The 4593-nt window shown below is 68.3% G+C and carries 3 protein-coding genes and 3 pseudogenes; 4 read left to right on the top strand and 2 right to left on the bottom strand.

The features are described from left to right. Positions 1-95: 95 nt before the first annotated feature. From ABZ260_RS47060 to ABZ260_RS47045, 4 genes and pseudogenes are all read left to right on the top strand, one after another. A pseudogene (locus tag ABZ260_RS47060) lies at positions 96-821 on the top strand (phosphopantothenoylcysteine decarboxylase); the annotation flags it as partial. A gap of 78 nt (positions 822-899) precedes the next feature. Further along, a complete protein-coding gene (locus ABZ260_RS47055; RefSeq protein WP_355631387.1) occupies positions 900-1268 on the top strand; it encodes a hypothetical protein in 369 nt (122 codons plus the stop codon). Between the two features lie 359 nt (positions 1269-1627). Continuing rightward, positions 1628-2815 (top strand): methionine adenosyltransferase, encoded by a 1188-nt coding sequence (gene metK / locus ABZ260_RS47050; protein WP_355631384.1) that lies wholly within the window; start codon positions 1628-1630, stop codon positions 2813-2815. Positions 2816-2936: 121 nt separating this feature from the next. Beyond that, positions 2937-3131 (top strand): annotated as a pseudogene (locus tag ABZ260_RS47045) (hypothetical protein); the annotation flags it as partial. 152 nt (positions 3132-3283) lie between these two features. Here the strand turns inward: ABZ260_RS47045 and ABZ260_RS47040 are convergent. Together ABZ260_RS47040 and ABZ260_RS47035 are read right to left on the bottom strand one after the other, a co-directional pair. Beyond that, positions 3284-4075, bottom strand: coding sequence for a hypothetical protein (locus ABZ260_RS47040; protein WP_355631382.1), 792 nt, complete (start codon positions 4073-4075; stop codon positions 3284-3286). Positions 4076-4260: 185 nt separating this feature from the next. After that, a pseudogene (locus tag ABZ260_RS47035) lies at positions 4261-4593 on the bottom strand (hypothetical protein); the annotation flags it as partial.

Genomic DNA, 4593 nt, shown 5'->3' with positions numbered 1-4593 from the left:
GTCCAGTTCCTCCACCCACTGCTGCCAGAGCGCCGAGGCGGTGTCGACCATGGTGATCGAGTGCTCTGCGCACAGGGCGGCGAGGGCTGGGCCGGCGCCTGCCGGACCCGAAGGAGATCTTCGAGGTCTGCCGCGGCGTCCTCTCCGGGCGCCCCGCGGACCTGGCGGGCCGTCGCCTGGTGATCTCCGCGGGCGGCACCCGCGAGGCCATCGACCCGGTCCGTTTCATCGGCAACCGTTCCTCGGGGCTGCAGGGTTACGCCCTGGCCCGCACGGCCGTCGCCCGAGGGGCGGAGGTCACCCTGGTGGCCGCCAACGTCGCCCTGCCCGACCCCGCGGGGGTCAAGATGGTCCGGGTCACCTCGGCCCTGGAGTTGCGCGACGCCGTGCTGGAGGCGGTGGAGGGCGCCGACGCCGTGGTCATGGCCGCCGCCGTCGCCGACTTCCGGCCCTCGGCGCGGAGCGGGTCGAAGATCAAGAAGACCGCCGATGAGCCTGACGCCATTCATCTGGTGAAAAATCCGGACATTCTTGCGGAGCTGGGGGAACGGCGCCGTGCGGGGCTCAAGCCGTACCCTCAGGTGATCGCGGGATTCGCGGCCGAGACCGACGACGTCCTCGCCAACGGGCGGGCCAAACTCACCCGCAAGGGCTGTGATCTGCTCGTCGTCAACCAGGTCGGCGACGATCTCGCCTTCGGCACCCCCGACAACGCGGCGGTGGTCCTCCTCGCGGACGGGGAGCAGGTCGACATCCCGCGCGGTCCCAAGGAGGCCCTTGCCGACGTGCTCTGGGACCTCGTCGCCGCACGCCTGGCCTGACCACTTGCCGTAGCCCGACTCCCGGCGGATACTGCCTCCCAGAGCCCTGCCACATCGCAGCCGGGAGGGGTTTGGATCATGCCTGTCGCCGCCGCGGTCAGGGCACGATGCCGAGCGCTGCTTCCTCCGGGGGAGGAGATCCACTACGTCCTGCCGGCTCTGTCGGTGGGCACCCCGGGCATGGCGACCTTCCTCATCGTGATCACTGACCGCACCATCTACCTGCTCTCCACCAAGTTCTTCGACCGCGACGCGCCGACCTCGGTGTACGCCACCCACGCCCGGCGCACCCGGCTCGGCCCGCTGGAGTTCTCCGCGGGCGCGGCCATCGAACTCGGTGGCATGGTGTTCGAGATCGAGGAGGAGTACGCCGCGGTGATCTCCGCCGCCGACGCCGAGGTCTTCGCCCCGGAGACGTTGCCGCCCGACCCGCTGCCCGATCTGTGAACCGGGCTGTTAGCCCCTGGGGATCCGGGTGGGGCGGGGACTGCGCATCCCGCCCGCGAGATGTGGGTGAGCCCGGGAGCCGGGGCTTTGAGTCCCGGGGATTTCGTGGGCTCCGGATCCTTTCTGGGCGACTTCCGGAACGTGTCCCGCCGCACGTCATGGCAGGTGGGTTTCCCCGCGATGGATTCCGGTGAACCCGCAGCCCTTCCAGTACATGATCTGAACATTTAGGGTGACACGATCTGAGACGGTTTCGCGGCCCCGCATCAGGTGGGGCTAGAATTCGCCGGAGCGCTACTGGTGTCCTGCCGATGCCAGAGCCCCAGACGCCAGCAGCCGCTGCATGAGGAGCCACTGACTTGTCCCGTCGCCTGTTCACCTCCGAGTCGGTCACAGAGGGCCACCCGGACAAGATCGCCGACCAGATCAGTGACGCGATTCTCGACGCCATGCTCAAGGGTGACCCCAGGAGCCGTGTCGCGGTCGAGACGCTGATCACCACCGGTCAGGTCCACGTCGCCGGAGAGGTGACGACGGAGACCTACGTCGACATTCCCGGTCTCATCCGGGAGAAGATCCTCGAGATCGGTTACGATGCCTCGCACAAGGGCTTCGACGGCGCCTCCTGTGGCGTGTCGGTGTCCATCGGTGCGCAGTCGCCCGACATCGCCCAGGGCGTCGACGACGCCTACGAGAACCGCGAGGGCGAGGCGGGCGACGAGCTCGACCGCCAGGGCGCCGGTGACCAGGGCCTGATGTTCGGCTACGCCTGCCGCGAGACCCCCGAGCTGATGCCGCTGCCGATCCAGCTGGCGCACCGCCTGGCCGAGCGCCTGTCGCAGGTCCGCAAGGACGGCACGGTGCCCTACCTGCGCCCCGACGGCAAGACCCAGGTCACCGTCGAGTACGACGGCGACAAGCCGGTCCGGCTCGACACCGTGGTCGTCTCCACCCAGCACGCGGCCGAGATCGACCTCAAGGAGATGCTCGCTCCCGACATCAAGGAGCACGTGGTCGACCCGGTCCTGGCCGGCCTGGAGATCGAGACCGAGGGCTACCGCCTCCTGGTCAACCCGACCGGCCGCTTCGAGATCGGCGGCCCGATGGGCGACGCCGGCCTGACCGGTCGCAAGATCATCGTTGACACCTACGGCGGCATGTCCCGCCACGGTGGCGGCGCCTTCTCCGGCAAGGACCCGTCCAAGGTCGACCGCTCGGCCGCCTACGCCATGCGCTGGGTCGCGAAGAACATCGTGGCCGCCGGTCTGGCCGACCGCGCCGAGGTCCAGGTCGCCTACGCCATCGGCAAGGCGCACCCGGTCGGCGTGTTCGTCGAGACCTTCGGCACCGAGAAGATCGAGATCAGCAAGATCCAGGAAGCTGTGGTCAAGGTCTTCGACCTGCGCCCGGCCGCGATCATCCGCGACCTCGACCTGCTCCGCCCGATCTACTCGGGCACCTCCGCCTACGGTCACTTCGGTCGCGAGGGCTTCTCCTGGGAGTCCACCGACCGCGCCGACTCCCTGCGCGCCGCCGCCGGTCTCTGACCCGCACGTTCCACGACGGCCCCCGTGAAAACTCATTCACGGGGGCCGTCGTGTGCTTGGCGGAAAGTGATATCCCTTTTAGGGCTTCGCTTGGCATCGTTGGAGTACGAAGCAACTACTTCTTCGAATCGATGACGATCTGCATCGGAGGATAACCCGGAGGGCTCGCCGTACCGGCCGCTCCATCAACGCCACCGCCGGGGAGATCCTCGCCCGCGGAGTGTCCGGCGAGGTGACCAGCGGGAGCCCACGGCCGCCCTCGCCGGGGACGGCGGTGGGGACAGCGATGGGGACGGAGCCCCGGCCAAAGTCGTAGACCGTCACCCGGGTGACCCCGGGCCCGCGGACGACCTCGACGGCGAATGTGCCGTACGGTGGTGTGGCGGAGGCACCGGCCACGAAGTTCAGCGTCCGAGGCGACGACGGCAGCGCGGCACGGTGGAAAAGCACCGGCGTTCGTCCACCCGCTCAGAACAGGCGCGGCCCGGCCACGAGATCACTGAGCTGGACGACCGCGAACTCGATCTGGCACTGCCCTTCCTCCCAGTTGGCGATCAGCGAGCAGCCTTCCTCCGCCAGGATGCTGCCGCCCGACCTGTCCTCTCGAAGGTAGCCCAGACCTTCCTCCCCATCGGTGCAGAAGAAGCTCAGGTGCGCGCGGAGTCTGGGATGTGTGACTGCGGCGAGTGCCTCCTGCCACTCCTCGGTGGCCTCCGCCTCGAAGGGAAGCAGGCTCTCCGGCCCGTGACCGATACCGACGGCGACCCGCATCGCGTCGAAGAGCGTGCCGTCCGAGACGATCCGCGGATAGCAGACATACCACTTGTCACTCCATTCCGGGCCGGCGAGGTCGAGTTCATGCCGTACCAGCAAAGGGGCCAGATCCGCACCCCGGATGAGTCCCTGCGAGAAGGAGGCATCGTCCAGATCCGCGGTGAATTCCGGGGGAAGCCCGGAATTCGACTTGGCGAACTCAAATATTGACCCGCTCGCGTCGAATACCAGCGGTGGTTCACCCTGGTCGTACGGGGGGTAATCCCAGACGACCGGTTCAGCGCCGCTCAGAGCGGCGGGGCGCACCCAGCCGCCATGCCGGTTGTAGCCGATCTCATCGATAAAGTTGCCACCGAGGTATGTGGCGTAGACGGCGTCGGGGTCATAGCTTGACAGTGGACGATCGAGCAGGATTTCGAAGGCGTCAGCCAGTTGCTGCTTCCAGTCGCCGACATCGCCTGCGAATACGGATGATTCACGTGTCATGTGGGGACCCTAAACAAGGTCCGCGCCCTTGGCGAGCAAGCGATGGCCACCCTTGACGCAGACGGCGTCGACCTCATATCGAAATTCTCCTCGCGAAGGTGATCCCCGGTTTCGCTTCAGGCATCCGGATTGTGACCCGATAGGAGTTCGGTCGGCTGGATGCGCGGCGGAGGCGATGGCAGGCCTCAGGCGTGGGCGGCTCCGGCGAGGATGCCGCCGTACTGGATGGCGACCAGGTGGCGGATCGGAATCGTCTCGTCGGGGGTGCCCGCCTCGGCCTCGGCGCACCATTTGGCGTAGGTGTCCGACAGCGTGCGGGCCCGCGCCCGGATGGTCGGGGTGCCGTTGCCGACGGCGAGCTCGCCCTCCAGCGCGCGCAGCAGCATGCCCCCGAACCTGAGCCGGACGCTGTGCGCGGTGTCGCGGCAGGACTGCCGCTCGGCGACGGTGGCCGGCCGGTCGCTCTCCGGTGCCCGCGCGTGGTGCTCGGCGGTGGTGGCCATCCCCTCGATCGGAGA

Source organism: Streptosporangium sp. NPDC006013, assembly GCF_040614275.1.
Taxonomy (GTDB): domain Bacteria; phylum Actinomycetota; class Actinomycetes; order Streptosporangiales; family Streptosporangiaceae; genus Streptosporangium.
The sequence above is the reverse complement of the archived record's forward strand: the minus strand, read 5'-3'. Positions and strand labels throughout refer to the sequence as shown.